We start from the raw sequence: 23,742 nt of genomic DNA on the forward strand, positions 1-23,742 counted from the left end.
GGCGACCCAGATCCGGCCGGCGCCTAGGAGCAGGCGGCCTCGCGCAGCGCCGCCAGCCCGGCGAGGTCGCCCTCCCCGAGGTCGTCCTGCCCGGAGTGCTCCGGCGCCATGAGCTGTCGCGGGTCGTCGCTGTGCCCCAGGCCGAGCACGTGCAGCAGCTCGTGGACGAGGACCGGCTCGGGGTCGGTGCGTCGGAAGAAGCCGCCGGGCACGTCGGTGTCGATCACGACCATGCCGCCGACGGAGTGCCCGCCCCCGCCAGGACCCTGCACGTAGGTCGAGCCGCCGATGCCGGCCGTGGCTCCAACGAGCTCGGGCACCTCCTCCTCGTCGGCCCACATGAGGAGGACCGGGCCGGCGTCCCGGTCGCGATAGGTCCGGTCGTCGGTCTCGCCGACGACCTCGAGGGCGAAGCCGCTCGCCTCCGAGACGCGGGAGACCGCGGAGGCGACGAGGCCCTCGTAGCCCTCCGGAGCGCCCTGCGGGTTGACCTCGATCGGCACGGTGCCCTCGCAGGGCCAGGTGATCGGGGCGCCCCGCGGGGTGGTGGCCATGTAGGTCCAGCCGTCGCCGCCGGACCCCGGGACGCCGACGACCGGGTCGATGACGACGTCGCGCAGGTCGGTGAGGGCGAGCGTGGGCGAGAGCACGACCGTGCCCACGATGACGGAGCCCACCACGACCAGCGTGCCGAGCACGCCGCCGCAGGAGCGCCCTCGCCGTGGTGCCTCGGTCATCCCGACAGTGTCGCCCACGAACCTGGCCGGTGCGGGGCGACAGCCGGCCCTGGTCGCGGCACGATGGCGCCATGGCGACCTACGAGGTGCACGGGGCAGGAGTCGCGCGCTGCCGCGAGCTCATCGACGCGCGGCAGTACGTCCTCGACTCCGAGTGGTCGGAACGGCAGCCGGACGCCGCCGCGGAGAACGCCTACCTCGAGAGGCACCCCATGGAGGACTACGCCGCGTGGCACCTGGGCCTGACGGTGGGCGCCACCGACGGCACCAAGGGCCGCTACGCCTTCGTCCACGGCGACTTCCGCCGGGTGCACCGCTCGGCGCTGATCGCCTGCGTCTTCCGGGCCGCGCAGTGGCGGCACAAGGCGGTCGAGCTGGCCGCGCACGACCTGCTGCAGCGGCTGGACCGGGCGGCCGGGATCGGCACCGACCGGTGACCTAGCGGGCGGCCGCCCACTCCGCCGCGGCGTGCACCAGGGTGACGGCGTCCAGCTCCGCGAGCCGGTCGAGCTCGACCCAGCGGACGTCGTCGGTGCTGCCGTCGACCTCGACGGTGAGGGTGCCGCCGGTGACCCGGGCGAGGTAGACGACCTGAAGCCCCTGCAGGGACAGGCCCTGCGGCGAGAAGCTGAGGCGGTCGGCGGGCGGGATCCAGTGGTTGCGGACGCCGAGCAGACCCTCGAGCTCGACGCTCAGACCGGTCTCCTCGTGGACCTCGCGCAGGCAGGTCTCCTCCGGGGTCTCGCCGAGCTCCATGCCGCCGCCGGGCAGGGTCCATCCGCCGACGACGCGACCGTCGTGCCGCGTCTCGCTCCAGTGCGGCAGGAGGACCCTGCCGTCCTGCTCGATCCACGCGTAGCAGCCCACCCTGGTGTCGTAGTCCACCGGGACAGGGTAGGCCGACGGCGCGGTCCCGCGGCCTCCCTGCCGTGTGGTGAGATTGAGCGGTGGCAGGGACCAGGGCGGAGGCGCGGGCGCGCGTGATGCGGCGCCGGCGCGTGCTGGCGACCGGCACGGCCGCGGTGCTGCTCGCGGCCGGTGCCACCGGGACCGCCGCGCTGCTCGGCGACCGGGGGCAGGACCCGTCGACGGCGTCCCGGGAGACGGCGGCGGAGACCGCCCCGGCCACCCAGGAGCCGTCGCCCTCGGCGTCAGCCGAGACCAGGACGCCCAGGCCGGTCGACGCCCCGCGCGAGCGGATCGCCGGCTACACGGCGTCGGAGCGCGAGCCGCAGCCGATCCCCGACGGGCTGCGGCCCTACCAGGACGGCGTGATCACCGAGCTGGGGACCGGCGACGTCGACGAGGAGGGCGTCCGCGTCTTCGTCGCCACCTGGGACGGCCAGACCTACGACCATCCGGTCGCCCAGGCGCAGTACGCCCTGAAGCTGATGGAGTCCTACCGGCTGACGGGCGAGCGGGCCTACCTGGAGATGGCCGAGAAGAACGCCCAGCGCATCGTCGACCGCCGCCACGAGATCGACGGCGCGTGGTACTTCCCCTACGACTTCGAGTTCGACCTGCACCGCAACGGCCGGGGCGTGCTGACGCCCCCCTGGGCCTCCGGCATGGCCTCGGGCCAGGCGCTCTCGACCTTCGTCCGGCTCCACGAGATCACCGGCGAGCAACGCTGGCGCGACGCGGCCGACCGCACCTTCGCCGCCTTCCTGCAGGCCCCCGACGGGGAGGGCTACTTCAGCTCGTTCGTCGACGACGACGGCCGCCTGTGGCTGGAGGAGTACTCCCGCTATCCGGTCATGACCAGCGAGCGGGTCCTCAACGGGCACATGTGGTCGATGTACGGCATCTGGGACTACTGGATGATGAACGGCTACGACCATGCCGATGCCGAGAGCCTGTGGCGCGGCGCGCTGCACACCCTGGAGCAGACGGCGGGCCGGGACTTCCGCAACCCCGGGTGGGCGAGCCGCTACTCGATCTGGCAGGGGCAGCTGGCCCACACCTACCACCGGTACCACCAGGAGCAGTTCCTGATGATCTACCGGATGTCGCACGATCCCGTCTGGGCCCAGCACGCGCAGGACTACCGGTCCGACTTCCCGGTCTGGCGCGCGAGCGAGGGCACGGCCGTGCTGACGCCGCGCACCACGGCGGCCTACCGGCTCGACGACAAGGCCGCGCACATCTCCGACCGCACGATGACCGTGCAGGAGACCCGGGAGCTCTCGCTCGACGCACCGGTCGAGCTCGCCTGGGACCGACGGGGCAAGGTCCCGGACGGGCCCAACGTCATCCGGCTCGCCGAGGGGGACCTGAAGGGCTGGTGGGTCGAGGAGGGCTACGGGCGCGCCTGGGTCAAGGAGCTCGTCGAGGAGCACGTCTACGCGCCCGACCTCCAGCTCTCCGTGGAGGCGGAGGTCGAGGTGGCGGTCTACCGCTACGACGAGGAGGGCGACGAGATCGACTCGCGCCTGGTCACGCTCGAGCCGGGGGTGCGCCATCCGAGCGACCGGTCCGCCTACACCGCAGGGCGGCCGTCCTACCACCTCTCCGGCGGAGAGCTCGAGGGCTGGTGGCTCCCGCTGCAGCCCGAGGTCAGGATGTGGCGCGACCCTGCGCCGGGCGAGGGCTGAGGGCTACTGCCCGAGGCCGCCCAGCAGCGTCTCGAAGTCGGGGACGTCCTCGTCGAGGTCGTTGCCGGAGCGGCGGCGCGGGCGCAGGTCCTCGGCGCCCGGGACGAAGCCCGCGACCGCTCCGCGCTCGGCGACGACCAGCGCCGCGAGCTCGGACGCGGCGCGCGTCACGCGGGCGGTGAGGGCGTCGGCCTCGCCGCCGCCGAAGTCCTCGGTCGCGGCGAAGACCCCGGTCGGCACCACCACGGCGCGCAGATAGCTGAAGAGCGGGCGCAGCGCGTGGTCGAGGACCAGCTGGTGGCGCGCGGTGCCGGCGGTGGCGGCGACGAGGACCGGCGTGCCGGTGAGCGAGTCGGGGTCGAGCACGTCGATGAACAGCTTGAACAGGCCGGCGTAGCTCGCGGCGAAGACGGGCGTCACCGCGACGACGCCGTCGGCCGAGCTGACCAGCTCGCGGGCGCGACGCACGGCCGGGGTGGGCAGGCCACCGGTGGTGAGGGTGGTCACCAGGTCGGAGGCCAGCTCGCGCAGCTCGATCACCTCGGTCTCGACGCTCTCGCCGCGGGCGCCGACCTGCGCGGCGACCGCCTCGGCGATGCGGTCGGCCAGGAGGCGGGTGGACGACGGACGCGACAGTCCGGCAGTGATGACGACGATGCGGCGGGACACGACGTGAGCTCCCTCGGGGATCGGGTGTGCGGTGCGACGGGGTGGAGTGAGGGCCGGGGTGCCGGCCGGGACGGCCCGGCCGGCACCCGACGGCTCAGGAGGTGACGACGGTCTCCGCGGCCCGGACCGGCGCGACCAGGTGGTGCGGCGCGTCGGGACCGGCGGCGACCAGGCTGGCGTGCGTGGGCGGGTCGCTCGGGACGTGGCTCGGGCGGCGCGCCTCGAACTCGCGGCGCAGCACCGGCACGACCTCGCGGCCCAGGATCTCCAGCTGCTCCAGCACGACCTCGGTCGGCAGACCGGCGTGGTCCATGAGGAAGAGCTGGCGCTGGTAGTCGCCCACGGCGTCGGCGAAGCCCAGCGTGCGCTCGATGACCATCTCGGGCGTGCCGACGGTCAGCGGCGTGGCCCGGGTGAACTCCTCCAGGCTCGGGCCGTGGCCGTAGACCGGGGCGTTGTCGAAGTAGGGCCGGAAGAACCGCTTGGCCTCGGCCTCCGTGCCGGCCATGAACACCTGGCCACCCAGACCCACGATCGCCTGGTCGGCGCTGCCGTGACGGTAGTGCTCGAAGCGGCGCCGGTAGAGCTTCACCATCTGCGCGGTGTGCTCCATGTTCCAGAAGATGTTGTTGTGGAAGAAGCCGTCGCCGTAGTAGGCGGCCTGCTCGGCGATCTCGGTCGAGCGGATCGAGCCGTGCCACACGAACGGCGGGGTGCCGTCCAGCGGGCGCGGCGTGGAGGTGAAGCCCTGCAGCGGCGTGCGGAACTTGCCCTGCCAGTTGACGACCTCCTCGCGCCACAGGCGGCGCAGCAGGTGGTAGTTCTCGACCGCGAGCGGGATGCCCTGGCGGATGTCCTTGCCGAACCACGGGTAGACCGGGCCGGTGTTGCCGCGGCCCATCATGAGGTCGACGCGGCCCTGGGCGAGGTGCTGCAGGAAGGCGTAGTCCTCCGCGATCCGCACCGGGTCGGTGGTGGTGATCAGGGTGGTCGACGTCGAGAGCACGATGCGCTCGGTCTGCGCGGCGATGAACGCGAGGTGCGTCGTCGGCGCGGACGGGACGAAGGGCGGGTTGTGGTGCTCGCCGGTGGCGAAGACGTCGAGCCCGACCTCCTCGGCCTTGAGGGCGATGCGGGTCATCGCCTCGATCCGCTCGCCCTCGCTGGGCGTGCGTCCGGTGGTGGGGTCGGGCGTGACGTCGCCGACGCTGAAGACACCGAACTGCATGGGGCTCACCTTCTTGGGTAGTTGATATGTCAACTTTACTAACAGGAGCCCCGCCGCGTCTATTCCGGCCGTTCCAGCAGCTGGGGGCGGCCGAACATCGCGGCCGTCTCGCGCGCGGTGGGCGTGCCCCGGTCGGGGTCGGCGCCGCCCTCGAGCAGGACCGCCACGACCTCGTCCTCGCCCTTGAAGACCGCACCCGCCAGCGGCGACTGGCCGCGGTCGTTGAGGCGGTCGACGTCGGCACCCCGGCGCGCGAGCTCGCGGACCAGGTCGGCGTGCCCGTGGTAGGCCGCGAGCATGAGGAGGGTGTTGCCGGCCGGGTCGGTGAGGTCGACCGGGGCGCCCGCGTCGACGTAGGCGGCGAGCCGCGCCGTGGCACCCTGACGGGCGAGGTCGAAGAGCGCGTGGGCGAGGTCGACGGTCTCCTGGTCAGGCACGCTGTCGGTCATCGGGTCCTCCTGGTGGCGACCCGACCGAGCCTAGTCGAGCGCGACGGACGCCGCCGGGCGTGGCTCAGGCGGCCAGCAGCAGCGCCAGCGCCGCCGTGTCGACGTCGGCACCCGGGTCGTCGACCACCTTGCTGGTGAGCCGGGCGATGTGCCCCTGGGCGTCGACCTCGACCCAGGCCGCGCGGTGCTCCAGCCCCAGCTCGGGAGCGCCGGGCAGCAGGATGCACCCGGAGGCGGTGTCGTACTCGGGCACCGAGGAGACGGTGCTCCGCGGCGGGTGCAGGACCGCCAGCCCCGGCGGGGTCCGGTCGGCGAAGCGCCCGGGCCGCAGGTGCTCGCCGCCGAGGATCGGGCCCTCGGCGAGGACGAGTCCGACGGCACCCTCGGGCGGACCGTCGGGGACCTCCTCGGCGACGCGGAAGACGGTGCTGCCCTGCGGCAGCATGCCCGGGACGGCGGCCAGCTGCACGGCGAGCAGCAGGAAGTCGGCCCACTCGAGCGTGTCGTCGGGCCAGCGCCCGATGAGCACGAACCCCGACAGCTCCCCGTGCCGCTGCAGCGGCGCGACCTCGACCGGCGGCAGTCTCCGCTCCGTCATCGCCTGACCTCCTCGCCCTCGTCCTGACAGGCCGTTCCCGGTGGTCCCTCCTAATCTGCCACGCGATCGCGGGGAACGGGAAGGGCCCGGGCCCGGCGCGCCCCCCCTGTCACCGCCCGGGCCTAGGCTCCGAGCCGTGTACAGCACCGTGGCGGTCAGCGGATACCGGTCCCTGCGCGACGTGCGGCTGCCGCTCGGCCGCCTGACCGTCGTGACGGGGGCCAACGGTGCGGGCAAGAGCAGCGTCTACCGTGCGCTGCGCCTGCTCGCCGACTGCGGCGCGGGCCGGGTCGTCGGCTCCCTCGCCCGCGAGGGCGGGCTCCCCTCGGTCCTGTGGGCCGGTCCGGAGTCGCTCGGCGCCGCACGCCGGGGGTATGACGTGCAGGGCACCGTGCGCACGGGCCGGGTCGGGCTGCGGCTCGGCGTCGGGGGCGACGAGCTGTCCTACCTGGTCGACCTCGGCATCCCCGTGCAGTCGGGATCGGCCTTCGACCGCGACCCCGAGGTCAAGCGCGAGGCGGTGTGGACCGGGCCGGTGATGCGGCCGGCGACCCTCGTGGCGCGCCGCCGCAACGCCACCGTCGAGCTGCGGGACGACGCGGGTCGCTGGGAGCAGGCACCCGTCCGGGTGCCGACCTGGGCCAGCATGCTCACCGAGGTCGTCGACCCGGCCGACGCGCCGGAGCTGTGGGCGGTGCGCGACGCCCTGCGCTCGTGGCGCTTCTACGACGGCTTCCGGGTCGACGCCGCCAGCCCCGTCCGCCGGCCCCAGGTCGGCACCCGCACCTGGGCGCTGGCCGAGGACGGGTCCGACCTGGCCGCCGCGCTGCAGACGATCGCCGAGGACGGCGGACGCGAGCTGGAGGAGGCGGTCGCCGACGCCTTCGACGGCGCGCGGCTGGAGGTGGCCTCCACCGACGGGCTGATGGACGTCCGGCTGCACCAGCGCGGGATGCTCCGCCCGCTGCGGGCGGCCGAGCTGTCCGACGGCACGCTGCGCTACCTGCTCTGGCTGGCCGCCCTCCTCACCCCGGTGCCGCCGCGGCTGATGGCGCTCAACGAGCCCGAGACCAGCCTGCACCCCTCGCTCGTCGCCCCGCTGGGCCGGCTCGTGGCGCAGGCGGCCCGCCGGACGCAGGTCGTGGTGGTCACCCACTCCGACGCGCTGCTCGCGGCCGCGGCCGTCGCGACGGGCACCGACGTCGACGCCGTCCGCGAGGCGGACCCGCCACCGCCGGGCGAGGTCGCCCCGCTGCGACTGGTCGAGCTGGAGAAGGACCTCGGCGAGACGCGGGTCGCCGGCCAGGGGCTGCTCGGCACGCCACCGTGGGAGTGGGGCAGCCGCTAGCTAGTCGCGGGCCTCGTCGTAGGAGTCCACGACCGCGGCCGAGAGCGGGAACTCGACCGGGAAATCGCCGAAGAGCAGCCGGCCCGCCGCGCGGGCGGCGTCCCGGATCGCCTCGGCCGCCAGCTCCGCCACCTCGGCCGGGGCGTGGACGATCACCTCGTCGTGCAGGAAGTAGACCAGCTCGGGCCGCCCGGCCGAGGTGGCGAGCGCCGGGTCCTCCGCGAGGGTGCGCCGCAGGTGCCCCATCCAGCAGAGCGCCCACTCGGCCGCGGTCCCCTGCACCACGAAGTTGCGGGTGAAGCGGCCCCAGTCGCGCGCCGCCTGGCGGGCGCGTCGCTCCGCCGCCGCGCCGGAGCCCGGCTGCTGGGCCGCGGACTGCGCCTCACGCCACCAGCCCGCGGGGGGCGGCGAGGTGCGCCCGAGCCAGGTCTGCACCTGCTCGCCGCGCTCGCCGGCCCGGGCCGCCGCCTCCACCAGCCCGATCGCCCGCGGATAGGCGCGCTGCAGCCGGGGCATCAGGGCACCGGCCTCTCCGGTGGTGGCGCCGTACATCGCCCCGAGCATCGCGACCTTGGCGTGCTGGCGGGTCGGCACCACGCCCTGGTCGACGAGGGCCGAGTAGAGGTCGCCCCCGGTCGAGGCCGCGGCCATCCGCCGGTCGCCCGACATCCCGGCGAGCACGCGGGGCTCCAGCTGCGCGGCGTCGGCGACCACGAGCCGCCAGCCCGGGTCGGCCCGCACGGCGGCGCGGATCTGCCTGGGCAGCTGCAGCGCGCCACCGCCACGGCTCGCCCACCGACCGGTGACGACGGCCCCGGGCACCCAGTCGGGGCGGAACCGGCCGTCCCGCACCCAGGTGTGCAACCAGGCCCAGCCGTTGGCTGCGTGCAGCCGGCTCAGCTGCTTGTAGCGCAGCAGCGGCTCGACGACGGGGTGGTCCAGGGCCCGCAGCTCGTGCTTGCGGGTGCTGGTGACCGGCAGGCCGGCGTTGCGCAGCGCCGCGACGAGGTCCACCTGCGAGTCGGGGTTGAGCGAAGGGGCGCCGAGCGAGGCGCGGACCTCCTCGCAGGCCGCGGCGAGCGCCGATGGCCGGCCCCCGTAGCGGTCCTGCTCGCCCAGCAGCTCGGTGAGGAGCCGGTCGTGCACGTCCGCGGCGAAGGGCACACCGACGTGGTTGAGCTCGGCCGCGACCAAGCCACCGACGGACTCGGCGTGGCACAGGAACGCGAGACGGCCTCCGTCGCCCGCCTGCTCGAGGCAGCGTCGTTGGGCCAGGTGCTCCGTCACGCAGGCGTCGAGGTCGAGGTGCGACGACGTCGCCAGCTCGAAGAGCGCCGCGCCACGGTCGGGCAGCGGGCCGCCGGCGCCGGGGTCGGCCTCGTCCCACGCCGACGGCGGGGCCGAGGCGAGCTCGCTGCCGCGCACGGCGGCGGCGCGCCGCAGGAGCGCGTGCACCAGCCGCAGGTCCACCGCGGTGCGCACCCGCACGCCGGCGCGCAGCAGCTCGGGGTAGACGACCGAGCTGTCCGCCCAGACCCACCGTGTGCTCGCGGGCCGCGCGGACACCCAGGCCGCCAGCTCTGCCCGGGGGATGCGGGCACGGGTCGTGGGGACGGCCTGCCCGTCGGCGACCTCGACGGCCTCCACCACCTCGCCGGCGGGCGCGAGGACGAGGTCCACCTACTCCTCGCCGGGGGCGGGCAGGTCCAGCTCGACCGGGGCGATCTCCGGCCGCTTCGGGCGGCGCAGGTCCCCGGAGGACTCGCCGCGCAGCCGGCGCCGGATCCACGGCCGCAGGTGCGTGGCGACCCACTCGCGGTTGGCCTGGATCGACTCGAAGCGCCCCAGCGGCGGGGCGGGGTCGAGCGGCACCGTCCAGTCGCGCACCTCGAACGGCATACCCAGGGTCCACAGCGCCTGCGCGGCGACGCGGGCGTGGCCCTCGGAGCTGAGGTGGATGCGGTCGGGGCCGTACATCCGCTGGTCGCGCAGCGAGCGCAGGGTGTAGATGTCGACGACGAAGGCGCCGGTGCGCTGGGCGACGCCCCAGAGCTGGGCGGTGTAGTCGACCAGACGCGGGTGCACCCGGTTGACCAGCGGCATCCAGGCCAGGTTGGGGGCGGTGACGAGGAGGACGTCGGCGCCGGTGGCCCGGATCTGCTCCACCGTCGCCTCCAGCCGGGCGATGACCGACTCGACCGACACCCGCGGGCGCAGCACGTCGTTGCCGCCGGCGGAGAAGCTCACCAGGTCGGGCGTCAGCGCCAGGGCCGGCTCGACCTGCTCGGCGATGATCGCGTCGATCAGCCGGCCGCGGATCGCGAGGTTGGCGTAGCCGAAGTCGCGGCCCTCGGCGGCGTTGCGCGCGGCCAGCGCCGCGGCGACCCGGTCGGCCCAGCCGACGTACTCGTCGGGGCGGGTGGGGTGCGCGTCGACCAGGCCCTCGGTGAACGAGTCGCCGATGGCGACGAAGCGCTCCCAGGTGCGCGGGTGCGCGGGCTCGGGACGGACCTGCATACCCGTCACGGTAACCCTCTCCCCCGTCAGCCCCGCACGATCTCCAGACCGGTCCAGGTGAGGGGGTAGGCCGTCGCCACCCGGTCCAGCTGCTCCTCCACCTCGGCGCGGGTGGGTCGGCGGGTGCCGGCGAACCAGGTGACGACGCACCGGCGCCGTGGCCCGGAGCCCTCGGCGCGCCAGTGCCCGGTGATGCGGCCGTCGACGAGGAGCGGCGCGAGGAGGAGGCCGTTGGCGCGGCCCGCCAGGACGCCGTGATGCTCGAGGTCGACGAAGCGCACCCGGGCCGCCGGCTCGTAGGCGCACATCAGCGCGTCGAACTCCGGCAGCAGCCGCACCCCCGGCACCACCTCCGCCGGGGAGCTCCCCTCGCCGGTGGGCAGGCCCGGCAGGTCGTGGACCTGCTGCCCGTCCGGGGCCGTCGTGGTGACCAGGTCGGGAACGGCCGCGAGAGCGGCGTCGACCGCCCGCAGCCCGACGCCGGACCACCAGGCGAGGTCCCGACGGCTCGCCGGGCCGGAGCAGGTGAGGTGCCGCCGCACGAGGGCGACGAGCGAGCCCTGCGGGTCGGCGAGGGCCACGTCGCGGAGATGGCCGTCGCCGAGCACGGCCCGGGCGGCGCGGTAGCCGGGCCTCCCCTGACCTTCCCACCCGCCGCTCAGCGGCCGGCGGACCAGGCCGCCGTGGCCGTAGCCCAGGGAGGGTGAGGCGGTGGTGCCGAGCCGGGGACGGGCGCCCGGGTCGTGCTCGGCCAGCCAGCTGCCGAGGTGCTCCAGGAGCTCGTCGGCCGTGCGCCAGGCGTCACGGGCGAAGGCCTCGGTGGCCTCCCAGACCCGCTCGACCGGCGCGGCGTCGAGCTGCAGCTCGCGCTCGAACCTCGTGCGCTGGCCGAGCCGGGTCGCGACGTCGAGGAGGACGTGGTCGCCGGAGGTGCTGGTGTGCACGGTCCCCCGCAGCGAGCTGCCGCGGACGACGGCGCCCTCCTCGTAGGCCGCGGTGACGAGGTCGAGGGTGACTCCCCTCGCCCGGGCGGCCAGCCCGAGGAAGGGCGAGCGCGCGGTCTGCGCCTGGACCGGCCCCGTCCGCCCCAGCAGCCCGGCCACGCCGGCGACGTCGGTCACCGGCGGCCGCCCCTCGGCGAACTGCCGGGCGAGGGTGGCGGCGGCGAGCTGCTCCCAGGTCACCCCGGCGAGTCTGTCACCGCCCGCCCCCTCCGGTCACCCCTCGGCGAGCAGCCGGTCGAGCTTGGCGTAGCCGTCGTGGACCCCGACCTCCATGCCGGAGGCCAGCATCCCGTCGCGCCCCTCGAAGGAGTCGCACAGCGAGAAGGCGTGCAGCCGGGTCCAGCCGTCGCCGAGGTCCTCGAAGGTCATCGTCTCCAGGGCGATCGCCTCGGGCATGCCCTCGTAGCAGAAGGTCTGGACCAGCCGGTGCTCGCTGATCTCGGGGAAGGTGCCGCGGAAGCCGTACTCCGTGCCGTCGTGGCCGCTGACGTAGCGGTAGGAGCCGAGGGTGCGGGCGTCCCAGTGGTCGATCCGGGTGGTCATGCCGTCCGGGCCGATCCACCGCGCGAAGAGCTCGGGGTCGGTGTGGGCCCGGAGCAGCTGTTCGGGGGTGGCCCGGAAGTCGCGGGTGATGTGGACCGCGGGCACGGTCGCGTCGGGCTCGATGACGGCCCGCTCGTAGCGGGTCTGCTGGTCGGTCGTGGTCATGATGCTGCGTCCTTCGTCTCGCGGGGCGTCTCGTCGCGCCCCTCCTGCAGGTCCGCCAGGACGGCGTCGAGGCGCGTGTAGCGCTCCTCCGCCCGGCGCTGGTAGCGCTCGATCCACATCGTCATCAGGTCGAAGACCTCCGCCTCGAGGTGGACCGGGCGCCGCTGGGCGTCCCGGCCGCGGGTCACGAGCCCGGCCTCCTCGAGCACCCGGAGGTGCTTGGAGACGGCCTGCAGGCTCATGGCGTACGGCTCGGCGAGCTCACCGACCGTGGCGTCGCGGTCGCTCAGGCGCGCCACGATGTCCCGCCGGGTGGGGTCGGCCAGGGCGCCGAACACCCTGGAGAGCTGGTCCGTCATGCACGGTCACCCTTTCTCAACTCATCGGTTGAACAACCGTAGGACCGCGGCCGGACGTTGTCAACCCTTTGGTTGAACAGAACGCCCGTGCCACGATCGGGACATGGACGCGCAGCCCGCCCCGATCGAGCCGGACACCAAGGACTGGACGGTGGTGATCACCCGGGGCTGCCCGGAGTGCGGCTTCGACCCGGGCTACGACGTGGGGTCGACGGGCCGGCGCCTGCGGGCGGCGGAGCCGGCCTGGCGGGAGCGCCTCACCCGCGCCGACGCGCGCACCAGGCCGGCCGCCACGACCTGGTCGCCGCTGGAGTACGCCGCGCACTGCCGCGACGTGCTGCGCGTCATGCGCGGCCGGCTGGAGCAGATGCTCGCCGAGGACGGGGCCGTCTTCGAGGAGTGGGACCAGGACGCCGCGGCGGTGGCCGACCGCTACGACCTGCAGGACCCGGCGCAGGTGGCCGAGGAGTACGCCTCGGAGGTGGGCGCCACGGCCGCTGCCTTCGACGCGGTGGGCGCAGACGCCTGGGAGCGTCGCGGCTCCCGGGCCGGCACGGCGTTCACGGTGGCCACCCTGGCCGTCTACACGCTCCACGACATCGAGCACCACCTGCACGACGTCGAGGCCCGATGACGCAGGACGGGCCGGGAGGCGGTGCACCGCCTCCCGACCCGCCAGGGGTGCCCTCAGGTCACTCGTCGCAGTGGCCCGGGCCGATCAGACCGTTGTTGTAGGAGTCGAGGACGCCCGCCAGAGCGGTGGCCTCGGCACCCAGGGTCTTCTTCGCGGCGGAGACCTGCGCCGGCGTGTAGGTCTCCAGGAAGGTCTTCGCCGCAGCCATCTCGGCGGAGACCGCCGTGGTGTCGGCGCCGTTGAGCTCGTTCAGCGCGGCCGCGGCGTACTGGTGGGCCAGCGAGTAAGTAGCTGTTGCCCGCGGGCGGCGTGTTGAACACCTCGTGCCAGCTCTTCCCGCTCAGGAAGAACGTCGTGTCAGCACCGTTGGGCAGCATCGCCCAGGTCTCGTCGTAGGGCGCCGGGCCCTTCTCGGAGTGGGTCTTCCAGTAGCCCTGGGTCAGGGTGCAGCCCGTCTGGCACTCCACGGTGACGGCGACGTCGTGGTCGTCCTCGCCCGTCGCACCCGTGTCGTTGGTCTCGAAGCTCGCGACGTTGTGGACGGTCCACTCGCCGCACTCCTCGGCCGTGATCTGGTGGGTGTAGGAGATGGTCTTCGGCAGGTCCTCGACGCACACCGTGCCGAGGTCACCCTCGAGGGAGTCCGTGACGTCGATGCACTCGTCGACGACGCTGGTGGGATCCTCGCTGAAGGTGACGTCCGCCGTGGCGGTCCCACCGGGGACGGCCTCGGTGGCGGTCACGACCGCCGTTTTGACGCGGTCGGTCGCGTCGGGGAGTGCCGTCGGGCCGTAGGTGCACACGAGCGTCGCCCCGGGGGCGATGCTGCGCGGGAAGTCCCCTCCGCAGTCGACGTCGGCGGCGATGCCGCCGGTCATCGAGTCGGTCACCCCGGTGACCGTCGCGGCCATGGTGTCGTGCGGGTTGGTGACGGCGATCTCGCCCTGGACCGCCCAGTCCGAATCCGTGGGCGTGGCGTCCAGGGTGACGTCGTAGGCGACGTCGTGCATCTCGCCCGCCGCGAGCTCGAGCTCGGTCTCGTCACCCACCTTGTCGATGGTCCAGGTGTGGCTACGGGTCCAGCTCGTGTCCGCCGTCTTCGAGACCTGCAGCTCGATGTCGTAGCAGAAGTCGACGTGGCTCAGACCGTAGGGCTTGTAGTTGTTCGGGTTGGTCGGCGTCACCAGACCGGTGTCCCCGAAGGACTCCGCCGGCGGGTCGTAGCGGTAGACGTTGGCGTTCGGGCCGCCCTTGACGATCACGGCGTCGATGCCGACGGTCGACGTCCAGTCGACCCACGTGCCGTCCGAGGTAAACGTCACGCTGCCCATCTGGCCGACGGGGTAGGTGCCGGGCGGCGGGCGGGTCGATCCGCTCTCCGAAGTCCTACCCCATGTCCTGGCACGTGGGGTTGCCCTCGACCTCCTCCGGCTCGACCGGCGCCCCCGCAGCCGTCGAGCCACCGGCGAGGGCCATCCCCGCCGCCACCAACGCGCCCGTACACCCGTACAGCGCTGTCCTGATCTTCATCCCTGCTTCTCCTTCGAGGGGTCTGTCCGCACCGTTGCGGAGCCGGATGTCGAGGAGCCCTCCGACCGGGAAGTCGTCACGGGCTGCCGGTCACCGCTCCTCAACCGTCCGAGCGTGGCCGCCGCACGTCACGACGCGTTCTCGAGCGGCTCACGTTCCCCTCACGATGTGACGCCGATCATAGTTCCTGCCTCGTGGGCCGACCCCGGCCCTACGCTGGTCGTGCTCGGGACCAGCCTCGGGGGCCGCCCGAGAGGACCGCGCCGTGACCGCGCTCCTGTCCGCCCTTCATCCGGACGACCGCACCGAACGGGCCGTCCGGTCCGCGCTGCAGCGCGCCGGAGTCGTGGTGCGACCGTTGTCGCCCGACGCCCCCGACCTGCCGCCCCCCGGCACCCGGCTCGTCGTCGTGGTCGCCGGGACCGGTGTCGCCGAGCGTCACGAGCTGTGCGCCCGGGTCCATGCCGGCGCGGACGTGCCCGTGGTGCTCCTGGCCGCCAGCCCGCACGAGCGCGACGAGCTGCTGGCCTTCGCCGCGGGCTGCGACGACTACATCCGCACCCCGTGCAGCGACCTCGTGGTGGCGGTGCGGCTGCAGGCGCGGCTGCGCCGGGCCCCGGCGCCCGCGGAGGAGGGCGCGCGCCTGGGGTCCGTCTTCCTGGACCGGGCGGCCCGCCGGGTCGCCGTGGGGGACCGGGAGGTGCCGCTCACACGGACCGAGTTCGAGCTGCTGCAGGTGCTCCTGGAGAACCCGCGCCACGTCCTGACCAGGCAGCACCTCCTCGAGCGGGTCTGGCAGGGCTGCGCCCGCGACGACCACGTCCTCGAGGTCCATCTCAGCCGGCTGCGCGCCAAGGTGCTGCGTGCCGGCGGGCCCTTCCTGGGCCAGCCCGTCCCGGGCGTCGGCTACCGCGCGGTCCGGGCGGACCCGGAGACGACGACGCCCCGCCCGTCGGACTGACGGGCGGGGCGTGCGTGACGGTCTGCGGCGTCAGCCGGAGACGCGCTCCTTCAGCTTGGAGCCGGCCTTGAACGCCGGGGCCTTGCTCGCGGCGATCTGGATCTCGGCGCCGGTCTGCGGGTTGCGCCCGGTGCGGGCGGCGCGCTCGCGCACCTCGAAGGTGCCGAAGCCCGGGAAGGAGACCTTCTCGCCCTTGGCGAGCTCGGCGCCGATGGCGTCGAGAACGGCGCTGACGACCTTGTCCGCAGCAGCCTGGGTCATGCCTGCCTCGCGGGCCACGGCCTCGACGATAACCTTCTTGCTCATGTGTACAGCCCTTTCATCGGCCTGATTGGTCGGCTCACGGTATGCAGATATGGGCGGGTTATGCCAACCGACTCGCCCACCTTTTCGCGTCAGATCAACGATTTCGAGGTCTAGGAGGCCGTTCGTGAGCCTTCCCCCGGCCGGAGAGCACGGCGGCGACGGTCCTGCGGTGGCGGCCGCGCTGGGGCTCGACCCCGCGGACCTGCTCGACCTCTCCCAGAACATGAACCCCCTGGCGCCCCCCGTGGCGCCCCTGGTGAGCCGCCACCTCGACGCGCTCGGCCGCTATCCCGACGACCGTCCCGCGACCGCCCTGCTGGCCGGTGTCCTGGGGGTGGACCGCGAGCGCGTGCTGCTGACCAACGGCGGCAGCGAGGCCATCTCCCTGGTGACCGCCGTGCTCGGCGGACGGGTGCGCGGCGAGCCGGAGTTCGGGCTGCACCCCCGCGGGCAGCAGGGCCCGGTGTGGCGCACCGACCCCCACAGCCCGACCGGGCACCTCGCCGGTCCCGACGAGCACGCGGACGTCTGGGACGAGGCCTTCTACGCGCTGGCGACGGGCCGGTGGACCGCGGGCCGCGAGGGCGTGGTCGTCGTCGGCTCGCTCACCAAGACCTTCGCCTGCCCCGGCCTGCGGCTGGGCTACGTGCTGGCCGATCCCGACGTCGTGGGCCGGTGCGCGGCGCTGCAGCCGCACTGGTCGGTGAGCACCCTCGCGCTGGCCGTGCTGCCGGACCTGCTGGAGAGCGCCGACCTGCCCGCGTGGTCGGCCGGCGTCACCACGCTGCGGGCCGAGCTGACCGACCTCCTGCGCGGCCACGGCCTGACCGTGTCCGCCGGGGACGCGCCGTGGGTCCTGGTCGACGAGCCGGGCCTGCGCGAGCGCCTCGCGCCCCACGGCGTGCTGGTCCGCGACTGCCGCAGCTTCGGGTTGCCGGGCGTGGCCCGGGTGGCCGTGCCCGACGCGGCCGGGCTGGACCGGCTGTCCGCCGCCCTCGACCGGCTCTGAGCGGGGTCGGCGCCGCTCCTGCGGAGCGGTAGGCTGGTCCACGTCTGGCAGACGAAGTCCGGTGAGAACCCGGCACTGACCCGCAACGGTGGAGTTCCCCGAGCCCTGGCTCGAGGGGACGGAGTCCGGTCGAACTGCCCGACGATCCGTACCACTCGCCCTCGAGGACCCAAGGGCTGGTTCGGACGGCGGATCCCGTCTCGCGGACTGTCGCTCGAGCAAGCACCAGACCTCGACGACAGGAGGACCCGATGACGCATCCTGCCCCCACCCACCTGCTGCGCGCGCCCGCCGCCCTGCTGGCGGCGACGCTCGTCCTCGCGGCCTGCGGGTCAGCGACCGACGACGCGACCGACACGGCCGCACCGGCGGCGAGCACCGACACCGACGCTGCCAGCGCCCCGGCGAGCGACTTCCCCGTGACCCTGCCCGACGGCACCGTCCTGGAGGAGCGCCCCGAGCGCATCGTCTCGCTGTCCCCCTCCGCCACCGAGATCCTCTTCGCCATCGGCGCCGGCGACCAGGTCGTGGCCGCCGACGAGTTCTCGACCTATCCCGCCGAGGCACCGACGACCGACCTGTCGGGCTTCGACCCCAACGTCGAGGCGATCCTCGGCTACGAGCCCGACCTCGTCGTCATCGCCAACGACATCGACGACCTCAAGGCCTCGCTCGAGGCGCTCGACGTCCCGGTGCTGGTCAACGCCGCCCCGGCCGACATCGAGAGCGGCTACGCCGGCCTGGCCGACCTCGCCCTGGCGACCGGCCACGTCGACGAGGGCGCGGCCGTCGTCGAGCAGATGCGCGCCGACGTCGCCGCCGCCCTGGAGAAGGCCCCCCGCGGCGCCGGCCTCCGCGTCTACCACGAGCTCGACGAGACGCTCTACGCCGCGAGCAGCGCCAGCTTCATCGGCTCCGTCTACACCGAGCTCGGCGCCGTGAACATCGCCGACGAGGCCGACACGGAACAGACCGGCTACCCACAGCTGACCGAGGAGGCCGTCGTCGACGCCAACCCGCAGCTCGTCGTGATCTCGGACGCGGCGATCTACACCGTCGACGACGTCGCGGCCCGCCCTGGGTGGGCCGAGGTCGACGCCGTCCGCACCGGCAGCATCGTGGCCGTCGACGCCGACATCTCCTCGCGCTGGGGCCCGCGCCTGCCCGAGCTGATCGACACCCTCGCCGAGGCGATGTCGGCCGTCCCGGTCGCCGCGGGCAGCCGCTGAGCAGCCGGACGGGCCCGTCCATGACCACCACCCACCCGCCCCGGCCGGCGGACGCGCTGGAGGACGCCGCCCGGCGGGCCTACCGGCTGCCGCTGCCGGCGGTGCTCGGCGCCTCGGCCGTCCTGATCCTCGTCGGGCTGGCGTCCGTCTCCCAGGGCGCGGCCGGGCTGCCCCTGGAGGGGGTGGCGCGCTCCCTCGTGGGCGCGCTGCCCTGGGTCGACGTGCCGCAGACCCTGACCCCGCAGCAGGAGTCGCTGCTGTGGCAGATCCGCCTGCCCCGGACCGTCCTGGGCGGCCTCGTCGGGGCGTCGCTGGCGATGGCCGGCGCCGGCTACCAGGGCGTCTTCCGCAACCCGCTCGCCGACCCCTACCTGCTCGGGGTCTCGGCCGGGGCCGGCCTCGGCGCCGTGCTCGCGCTCGGCTTCGGGCTCGACCTGTCCTGGGGCCCGGTCGGCGCGCTGCCGGCCGCCGCCTTCGTCGGCGCGGTCCTGGCGGTGACCGGTTCGGTGGTCGTGGCGCGGGGCTCCTTCCGGGACCCCGCGACGCTGCTCCTCGCCGGGGTCGCGATGGCTGCCCTCTTCTCCGCCACCCAGACCTTCGCCCTGCAGAAGCTCGACGAGTCGCGCTCCCGAGAGGTGCTCTCGTGGCTCTTCGGACGGCTGGCGACGCACGGCTGGCAGCCGGTCACGCTGCTGCTGCCCTACGTCCTGCTCGCCGGCGTCGTCCTCCTGCTCCACGCCCGGCACCTCGACGTGCTGCGGCTCGGTGACGACGAGGCGCGCGCCCTGGGCCTGCACCCGGCGCGCTCCCGACTCGTCGTCGTCGGTGCGGCCACGCTCATCACCGCGGCCGCGGTGTCCGTGAGCGGGCTCATCGCCTTCGTCGGGCTCGTCACCCCCCACCTGGTCCGGCTCCTCGTGGGCCACTCCTACCGGGTCATCGTCCCCCTCTCGGGGCTGGTCGGAGCCGCCTTCCTGGCGCTGACCGACATCGGGGCCCGCACCCTGGCCGCCCCGGCCGAGCTGCCCGTGGGGATCATCACGGCCTTCGTCGGGGCACCCTTCTTCTGCATCGTCCTGTGGCGCGGGAGGCACGACGCATGACCACCGCCGACCTGACCCCCGCCGCCGCCCTGCGCGCGCACGACCTGCGGGTCGCCTACGACGGCACCGAGGTGCTCCGCGGCATGGACCTCGAGCTCCGCACCGGGGAGTGGCTCGGCCTCATCGGCCCCAACGGCTCGGGCAAGTCGACCCTGCTGCGGGCGCTCGTCGGGCTCGTGCCCAGCTCCGGCTCGGTCGAGCTGGGCACGGGCGGGACGCCCGGGCCGACCGACCTCTCCCTCATGCCGCAGTCCCCCGAGCTGCCCCCCGGGATGACCGTCGTCGAGTACGTCCTCCTCGGGCGCACCGCCCACCTGGGCTGGCTGCGCTCGGAGTCCGAGTCCGACCGCAGGGTCGCCATCGACGTGCTGCGCCGGCTGGGCCTGGCGTCCTTCGCCGGGCGCACCGTGCGCCAGCTCTCGGGCGGCGAGGCGCAGCGCGTCGTCATCGCCCGCGCCCTCGCCCAGCAGTCGCCCGTCCTGCTCCTCGACGAGCCCACCAGCGCCCTCGACGTCGGCCACCAGGTGGAGGTCCTCGAGCTCGTCGACGAGCTGCGGCGCGAGGACGGCCTCACCGTCGTGGCGGCCATGCACGACCTGGGCACGGCCGCCCGCTACGCCGACCGGCTGGCCCTCCTGGACCGCGGCTCGCTGGCCGCGCTCGGCTCCCCGGCCGAGGTGCTCTCGGAGGACCTCGTCTCCCGCGTCTACGGCCATCCCGTGCGCGTCCACGAGCTCGACGGCCACCTGGTCGTCGTGCCCGCGCCTCGCGTCCCCCGCCGGACCGGGGCACCCGGCCCCGTGCCGCTTCCCGTCCGGACCCGTCCACAACGGCCTGACCTGGGGGTATCGTGACCCTTCCCAGCGCACCCGGTCGTGCCGAGCGGGCACACTGGGGTCGTTCGGCGTGGCACGCAGGGTCGCCGACCCTCCTCGCCGCGAGCAAGGCGCTCGCCCTACCGGGTGCCCTGCTGACACGGGGTGCCCGGCCCGAGGCCGGAGCACGGAACAGGGAAGGACGCATGGCCGGGGAGGCAGCAGCGAGGCGTTCCTCCACCACGCGGGGGGCCGTGATGGTCGTCGGGACCACCAGCGGCTCGGGCAAGTCCACCGTGGTGGCGTCGCTGTGCCGCGCCCTGGCGCGCCGTGGTGTGCGGGTCGCGCCCTTCAAGGCGCAGAACATGTCCAACCACGCGGCGGTCACCCCCGACGGCGGCGAGATCGGCCGCTCCCAGGCGATGCAGGCGCTGGCCGCCGGCGTCGAGACCGACCGCCGGATGGGCCCGGTCCTGCTCAAGCCGTCCGCGAACGGCACCTCCCACGTGGTCGTGATGGGCGAGGAGATCGCCGTCGACGACGCCCTCTCCTACGGCGACCGCGCCGAGACGGTCCGCCCGGTCGTCCTCGACGCCCTGGCCTCGCTGCGCCAGGAGCACGACGTGGTGGTCCTCGAGGGCGCCGGCGGCGCCGCCGAGATCAACCTGCTCGAGCGCGACGTCGTCAACCTGCCGCTGGCCGCGGCGGCCGGGGTGCCCGCCGTGCTCGTCGTGGACATCGACCGCGGCGGCTCCTTCGCCTCCGCCTACGGCACCTGGGCCCTCCTGCCCGAGCACCTGCGCTCCACCCTGCGCGGCTTCGTGCTCAACGGCTTCCGGGGCGACGCCTCGCTGCTGGCCGACGGTCTGGCGGACCTCGAGCGCCGCACCGGCGTGCCCGTCCTCGGGGTGCTCCCCCACCTGGGCGACCACCTCATGCTCGGCGTCGAGGACTCGCTCGACCTCGTGGGCTTCCGCCTGCCCGTCCCGCAGGTGACCGACCCCGTGCGCGTCGCGGTGGTCCGGCTGCCCCACCTGGCCAACCCCTCCGACCTCGACCCGCTCCTGCTGGAGCCCTCCGTCGAGGTGCGGTGGGCCACCCGGCCCGGTGACCTCGAGGACGCCGACCTGGTCGTCCTCCCCGGCAGCCGGGCCACGGTCGCCGACCTCGCCTGGCTGCGCGAGCGCGACCTCGACCGGGCGCTGACGACCCTCGACCGGCGGGTCCGGCTGTTCGGGCTGTGCGCCGGTTACCAGATGCTCGGCACGCTCATCCACGACGACCTGGAGTCGGGCGCCGGCACGGTGGAGGGGCTCGGGCTGCTCCCGGTCGAGACCACCTTCGAGCGCCCCAAGGTCGTCACCCGCTCCCGCGGCCGGGTGGTCGGCACCGAGATCCCCGTCGAGGGCTACCAGATCCGGTGGGGCCGGCTGACCCGCACCGGCGGTCACGCGCTCTTCGAGCTCGAGCAGGAGGACGGCACCACCGTCCAGGAGGGCTGCGTCACGGACCGCCACATCCGCGGCACCAGCCTGCACGGGGTCTTCGACTGCGACCGGCTGCGTCACGCCCTGCTGTGGAAGGTCGCCGCCGCCCGCCGCCGCACCTTCGTGCCCTCCCCGACCTCCTACGCCGAGGCGCTGAGCGCCCACGTCGACCACCTGGCCGACTGGGTCGAGGAGCACCTCGACCTCGACTCCGTCCTCGAGCTCGCGGGGCAGGCCTCCGCACCCGGCCAGGAGCCGGGGTGGTGAGGGGGGCCCCGCCCGTCCCGCTGCCCGCGCTCGCCCGGCACGACGGCGCCCTGACCTGGCACGTGCCCGCCGGCTGGTGGGCGCTGAGCGCGGCGGCGGTGGGCGGTGGGCTGGTGCGACCTCGCTGGGTGCTCAACGCCGCCGTCGACGCGGGCTTCTCCCGCACCGACCTCGACGCGTGGGCCAGGGAGACCGCTGAGGTCCTCGGGCTGTCCGGCGACGGGTGCGCCCTGCTCACGGCCGCGGACGTCGCGCAGGTGGAGCACACCGAGCGCGACGGCGCCGTGGTCTGGGCGACCGTCGGCGTCACCCGGCCGACCTGGCCGCACGACCCCCGCGCCGGCACGCTCGTCGCCCCGGGAGCGGAGGCGTCCGCCCCGGGAGCCACGGCCTACCCGTCCGACGGCCCGCCTCCGCCCGGGACCGTGAACATCGTCGTCGCCCTGCCCGTCCCCCTCACCGGCTCGGCCCTGGTGCAGGCGCTGGCGACCGTCACCGAGGCCAAGGCCCAGGTCCTCGTGCAGCGCGGCGTGCCCGGCACCGGGACCGCTAGCGACGCCGTCGTCGTGCTCGCCCCGGAGCCCGTGGACGGGCACGACGCCGTCGCCTTCGCGGGGGTGCGCTCGGAGTGGGGAGGCCGCCTCGCGCACGCCGTGCACGACGCCGTCTCGGCGGGGCTCGACGCGCACCCCTGGGTGCCGGGAGAGGACCCGGTGTGGTGAGCGCGCTCGGGTCCCGGGCGCTCGGCGTCGCGCTCGGCCTCCTCCTCGACCGCACCCTGGGCGAGCCGCCGACGCGCTGGCACCCGGTCGCCCGGTTCGGCACCGCGATGCAGGCCGTCGAGGGGCGCCTCTACGCCGACAGCCGCCCGCGGGGCGTCCTCCACGCCGCCATCGGCGTCGGCCTGGGGGCCGGCGGCGGGCTGCTCCTGCGCCGCACGCTCGGCCCGACCGCCTCCACCGCGGCCGCCGTGTGGATCGCGGGCGCCGGGAGAATGCTGCGCTCCACCGCCGCCGACATCGAGCGGCACCTCGTCGCCGACGACCTCGACGGAGCACGCGCCGCCCTGCCCTCGCTGGTCGGCCGTGACCCCTCGGCCCTCGACTCCTCGGGGGTCTGCGCGGCGGTCGTCGAGTCGCTCGCCGAGAACACCGTCGACGCCGTCGTCGCCCCGGCGCTGTGGGGCCTCGTCGGCGGCGCACCGGGCGCGCTCGCCCACCGGGCCACCAACACCATGGACGCGATGGTGGGGCACCGCTCGCCCCGCCACCTCCGCTACGGGTGGGCCTCGGCCCGCCTCGACGACGGTATGGCGTGGGTCCCGGCCCGCGCCCTCGCCGCCCTGGTCGCGGCGCTGGCCCCGTCGCGTGCCGCCGAGGTGGCGCGCCTGGTGCGGCGCGACGCCCCGGCCCACCCCTCGCCCAACGCCGGGGTGGCCGAGACCGCGGTCGCGGCCGCATTGGGCGTCGAGCTCGGGGGCCCGCTGTCCTACGCCGGCCGCGTCGAGGACCGGCCACGTCTCGGCGACGGGCCCCGGCCGGTCCCGGCCGACGTGAACCGGGCCCGCCGCCTCGTCGACCACGCCGAGCTCGCTCTCGTGGGCGCCTGCCTCGCCGTCGCCGCCACCGACGCCCTGCTGACCCGACGTCCCCGGAGGACCGCACCATGACCCTCACCCTCCTCACGGGTGGCGCGCGCAGCGGCAAGTCCGCCCTCGCCGTCCGCCGCGCCGCCCGCAGCGGGCTCCCGGTGGTCTTCGTCGCCACCGGCGAGGCCCGCGACGACGAGATGGCCGACCGCATCGCCCGGCACCGGGAGGAACGCCCGGAGGGCTGGGCCACCGTCGAGGCCCCGCACGACCTCGTCGACGCCGTCCGCGTCCTGCCGCCCGACCACGTCGTGATCGTCGACTGCCTCTCGCTGTGGGTCTCCAACCTGATGGAGCGCGGCGACGACGAGGCCGCCACGGTCGCCGCCGCCGACGAGCTGGGCCGCTGGGCCACGGCATACCCCGGGACCGTGCTGGTCGTGACCAACGAGGTCGGCCTCGGCATCGTCCCCATGCACCCCGTCTCCCGCGACTACCGCGACCGGCTCGGCCGGGTCAACGCGACCGTCGCCGCGCACGCCGACCTCGCCCAGCTCGTGGTCGCCGGACGCACCCTGACCCTGGACCCGAGAGAGGACTGA

General features: G+C 74.8%; 26 protein-coding genes. 13 read left to right on the plus strand and 13 right to left on the minus strand.

Annotated elements, in window-relative coordinates:
* Nucleotides 1-23: 23 nt before the first annotated feature.
* Nucleotides 24-737 carry a matrixin family metalloprotease gene (locus FB476_RS15785; protein ID WP_141821171.1) on the minus strand — a complete coding sequence of 238 codons (714 nt, stop codon included), beginning with the start codon at nucleotides 735-737 and terminating at the stop codon, nucleotides 24-26.
* 71 nt (nucleotides 738-808) lie between these two features.
* Between FB476_RS15785 and FB476_RS15790 the strand changes: the two genes are divergently transcribed.
* Entirely contained in the window at nucleotides 809-1,174 is a 366-nt protein-coding gene (locus tag FB476_RS15790; protein WP_141821172.1) for a hypothetical protein, read from the plus strand.
* Nucleotide 1,175: 1 nt separating this feature from the next.
* Here FB476_RS15790 and FB476_RS15795 read toward each other — a convergent pair whose 3' ends face one another.
* Entirely contained in the window at nucleotides 1,176-1,622 is a 447-nt protein-coding gene (locus FB476_RS15795) for an NUDIX hydrolase (protein WP_141821173.1), read from the minus strand.
* 62 nt (nucleotides 1,623-1,684) lie between these two features.
* Between FB476_RS15795 and FB476_RS15800 the strand changes: the two genes are divergently transcribed.
* Complete coding sequence (locus FB476_RS15800; protein WP_141821174.1) at nucleotides 1,685-3,331, plus strand: D-glucuronyl C5-epimerase family protein; 1,647 nt, start codon at nucleotides 1,685-1,687, stop codon at nucleotides 3,329-3,331.
* Nucleotides 3,332-3,334: 3 nt separating this feature from the next.
* Here the strand turns inward: FB476_RS15800 and FB476_RS15805 are convergent, their stop codons facing one another.
* The 4 genes from FB476_RS15805 to FB476_RS15820 form a co-directional block, all read right to left on the minus strand.
* Nucleotides 3,335-4,000 (minus strand): FMN reductase, encoded by a 666-nt coding sequence (locus FB476_RS15805; protein WP_141821175.1) that lies wholly within the window; start codon nucleotides 3,998-4,000, stop codon nucleotides 3,335-3,337.
* 94 nt (nucleotides 4,001-4,094) lie between these two features.
* Nucleotides 4,095-5,228, minus strand: a complete 1,134-nt coding sequence (locus FB476_RS15810; protein WP_141821176.1) for an LLM class flavin-dependent oxidoreductase — start codon at nucleotides 5,226-5,228, stop codon at nucleotides 4,095-4,097.
* 59 nt (nucleotides 5,229-5,287) lie between these two features.
* The gene (locus tag FB476_RS15815; RefSeq protein WP_141821177.1) at nucleotides 5,288-5,677 is read right to left on the minus strand and encodes an ankyrin repeat domain-containing protein; all 390 of its coding nucleotides are present in this window, start codon (nucleotides 5,675-5,677) and stop codon (nucleotides 5,288-5,290) included.
* A 64-nt stretch (nucleotides 5,678-5,741) separates the two neighbouring features.
* Complete coding sequence (locus FB476_RS15820) at nucleotides 5,742-6,275, minus strand: peptidase (protein WP_141821178.1); 534 nt, start codon at nucleotides 6,273-6,275, stop codon at nucleotides 5,742-5,744.
* 136 nt (nucleotides 6,276-6,411) lie between these two features.
* Between FB476_RS15820 and FB476_RS15825 the strand changes: the two genes are divergently transcribed.
* Complete coding sequence (locus FB476_RS15825; RefSeq protein ID WP_141821179.1) at nucleotides 6,412-7,623, plus strand: AAA family ATPase; 1,212 nt, start codon at nucleotides 6,412-6,414, stop codon at nucleotides 7,621-7,623.
* Here the strand turns inward: FB476_RS15825 and FB476_RS15830 are convergent, their stop codons facing one another.
* Genes FB476_RS15830 through FB476_RS15850 form a run of 5 tightly spaced genes read right to left on the minus strand, consistent with a single transcriptional unit; the run spans nucleotide 7,624 to nucleotide 12,211 of the window.
* Entirely contained in the window at nucleotides 7,624-9,303 is a 1,680-nt protein-coding gene (locus FB476_RS15830; RefSeq protein ID WP_141821180.1) for a bifunctional 3'-5' exonuclease/DNA polymerase, read from the minus strand.
* Nucleotides 9,304-10,140: an SGNH/GDSL hydrolase family protein gene (locus tag FB476_RS15835; RefSeq protein WP_141821182.1), complete on the minus strand. Its 837-nt coding sequence runs from the start codon at nucleotides 10,138-10,140 to the stop codon at nucleotides 9,304-9,306.
* A gap of 26 nt (nucleotides 10,141-10,166) precedes the next feature.
* On the minus strand, nucleotides 10,167-11,324 hold the full coding sequence (locus tag FB476_RS15840; protein WP_141821183.1) for a DNA glycosylase AlkZ-like family protein: 1,158 nt from the start codon (nucleotides 11,322-11,324) through the stop codon (nucleotides 10,167-10,169).
* A 33-nt stretch (nucleotides 11,325-11,357) separates the two neighbouring features.
* Nucleotides 11,358-11,852, minus strand: coding sequence for an SRPBCC family protein (locus FB476_RS15845; protein ID WP_141821185.1), 495 nt, complete (start codon nucleotides 11,850-11,852; stop codon nucleotides 11,358-11,360).
* Complete coding sequence (locus FB476_RS15850; RefSeq protein ID WP_141821187.1) at nucleotides 11,849-12,211, minus strand: ArsR/SmtB family transcription factor; 363 nt, start codon at nucleotides 12,209-12,211, stop codon at nucleotides 11,849-11,851. Before FB476_RS15850 ends, FB476_RS15845 begins: the two co-directional genes overlap by 4 nt.
* A 103-nt stretch (nucleotides 12,212-12,314) precedes the next feature.
* Between FB476_RS15850 and FB476_RS15855 the strand changes: the two genes are divergently transcribed.
* On the plus strand, nucleotides 12,315-12,845 hold the full coding sequence (locus tag FB476_RS15855) for a DinB family protein (protein ID WP_141821189.1): 531 nt from the start codon (nucleotides 12,315-12,317) through the stop codon (nucleotides 12,843-12,845).
* Between the two features lie 53 nt (nucleotides 12,846-12,898).
* Here the strand turns inward: FB476_RS15855 and FB476_RS16550 are convergent, their stop codons facing one another.
* Nucleotides 12,899-14,167, minus strand: a complete 1,269-nt coding sequence (locus FB476_RS16550; RefSeq protein WP_170233691.1) for a hypothetical protein — start codon at nucleotides 14,165-14,167, stop codon at nucleotides 12,899-12,901.
* 473 nt (nucleotides 14,168-14,640) lie between these two features.
* Between FB476_RS16550 and FB476_RS15865 the strand changes: the two genes are divergently transcribed.
* Entirely contained in the window at nucleotides 14,641-15,336 is a 696-nt protein-coding gene (locus FB476_RS15865) for a response regulator transcription factor (RefSeq protein ID WP_170233692.1), read from the plus strand.
* Between the two features lie 30 nt (nucleotides 15,337-15,366).
* Here FB476_RS15865 and FB476_RS15870 read toward each other — a convergent pair whose 3' ends face one another.
* The gene (locus tag FB476_RS15870; RefSeq protein ID WP_022920161.1) at nucleotides 15,367-15,642 is read right to left on the minus strand and encodes an HU family DNA-binding protein; all 276 of its coding nucleotides are present in this window, start codon (nucleotides 15,640-15,642) and stop codon (nucleotides 15,367-15,369) included.
* A 124-nt stretch (nucleotides 15,643-15,766) separates the two neighbouring features.
* Here FB476_RS15870 and FB476_RS15875 point away from each other — a divergent pair, with 124 nt between their 5' ends.
* The 8 genes from FB476_RS15875 to cobU all read left to right on the plus strand — a co-directional run bounded on the left by FB476_RS15875 (nucleotide 15,767) and on the right by cobU (nucleotide 23,742).
* Complete coding sequence (locus FB476_RS15875) at nucleotides 15,767-16,651, plus strand: aminotransferase class I/II-fold pyridoxal phosphate-dependent enzyme (protein ID WP_141821193.1); 885 nt, start codon at nucleotides 15,767-15,769, stop codon at nucleotides 16,649-16,651.
* A gap of 251 nt (nucleotides 16,652-16,902) precedes the next feature.
* Nucleotides 16,903-17,880 (plus strand): ABC transporter substrate-binding protein, encoded by a 978-nt coding sequence (locus tag FB476_RS15880; RefSeq protein WP_141821195.1) that lies wholly within the window; start codon nucleotides 16,903-16,905, stop codon nucleotides 17,878-17,880.
* A 20-nt stretch (nucleotides 17,881-17,900) separates the two neighbouring features.
* Entirely contained in the window at nucleotides 17,901-18,983 is a 1,083-nt protein-coding gene (locus FB476_RS15885; RefSeq protein ID WP_141821197.1) for a FecCD family ABC transporter permease, read from the plus strand.
* On the plus strand, nucleotides 18,980-19,837 hold the full coding sequence (locus FB476_RS15890) for an ABC transporter ATP-binding protein (RefSeq protein WP_141821199.1): 858 nt from the start codon (nucleotides 18,980-18,982) through the stop codon (nucleotides 19,835-19,837). Before FB476_RS15885 ends, FB476_RS15890 begins: the two co-directional genes overlap by 4 nt.
* A gap of 218 nt (nucleotides 19,838-20,055) precedes the next feature.
* Nucleotides 20,056-21,552: a cobyric acid synthase gene (locus tag FB476_RS15895; RefSeq protein WP_238329839.1), complete on the plus strand. Its 1,497-nt coding sequence runs from the start codon at nucleotides 20,056-20,058 to the stop codon at nucleotides 21,550-21,552.
* Nucleotides 21,549-22,274 (plus strand): adenosylcobinamide amidohydrolase, encoded by a 726-nt coding sequence (locus FB476_RS15900; RefSeq protein WP_170233693.1) that lies wholly within the window; start codon nucleotides 21,549-21,551, stop codon nucleotides 22,272-22,274. The genes FB476_RS15895 and FB476_RS15900 overlap by 4 nt, the downstream gene beginning before the upstream one ends.
* Nucleotides 22,271-23,221, plus strand: coding sequence for a CobD/CbiB family cobalamin biosynthesis protein (locus FB476_RS15905; protein ID WP_141821205.1), 951 nt, complete (start codon nucleotides 22,271-22,273; stop codon nucleotides 23,219-23,221). The genes FB476_RS15900 and FB476_RS15905 overlap by 4 nt, the downstream gene beginning before the upstream one ends.
* Nucleotides 23,218-23,742, plus strand: a complete 525-nt coding sequence (gene cobU / locus FB476_RS15910) for a bifunctional adenosylcobinamide kinase/adenosylcobinamide-phosphate guanylyltransferase (RefSeq protein WP_141821207.1) — start codon at nucleotides 23,218-23,220, stop codon at nucleotides 23,740-23,742. Before FB476_RS15905 ends, cobU begins: the two co-directional genes overlap by 4 nt.

This window comes from Ornithinimicrobium humiphilum (assembly GCF_006716885.1).
Lineage (GTDB): Bacteria > Actinomycetota > Actinomycetes > Actinomycetales > Dermatophilaceae > Ornithinicoccus > Ornithinicoccus humiphilus.